The organism is Achromobacter sp. GbtcB20 (assembly GCF_019091095.1).
GTDB classification, from domain to species: Bacteria; Pseudomonadota; Gammaproteobacteria; order Burkholderiales; family Burkholderiaceae_B; genus Achromobacter; species Achromobacter mucicolens.
Genome location: NZ_JAGXJZ010000403.1, coordinates 1 through 311 on the forward strand (window position 1 = coordinate 1; position 311 = coordinate 311).

1 protein-coding gene is annotated in these 311 nt (G+C 74.3%); it reads left to right on the plus strand.

Annotated elements, in window-relative coordinates:
- Nucleotides 1-311, plus strand: a 311-nt coding sequence (locus KVT32_RS29515; RefSeq protein WP_217619362.1) for a Sua5/YciO/YrdC/YwlC family protein, incomplete at both ends; no start/stop codon positions are given.

The window sequence follows — 311 nt, forward strand, 5'->3', positions numbered from 1 at the left end:
GCCGCGCCTTCGGCGAACAAGTTCGGGCACGTCAGCCCGACCCTGGCCCAGCACGTGCGCGACGAATTCGGCGCCGACGGCTCGGTCGCCATGGTGCTCGACGGCGGCGCCGCCCAGGTCGGGATCGAGTCGACCATCGTCGATTTGTCGCGCCTGGCGAGCCACGGCCCGGTGCTGCTGCGTCCCGGCCACGTGAGCGCGGAAGCGATCGCGGCGGTCATCGACCAGCTGCCGAGCGCGCCCGACGCCGCGGCGCCGCGCGCCTCCGGCACGCTCGAGTCGCACTATGCGCCGCACACGCCGGTGGCGAT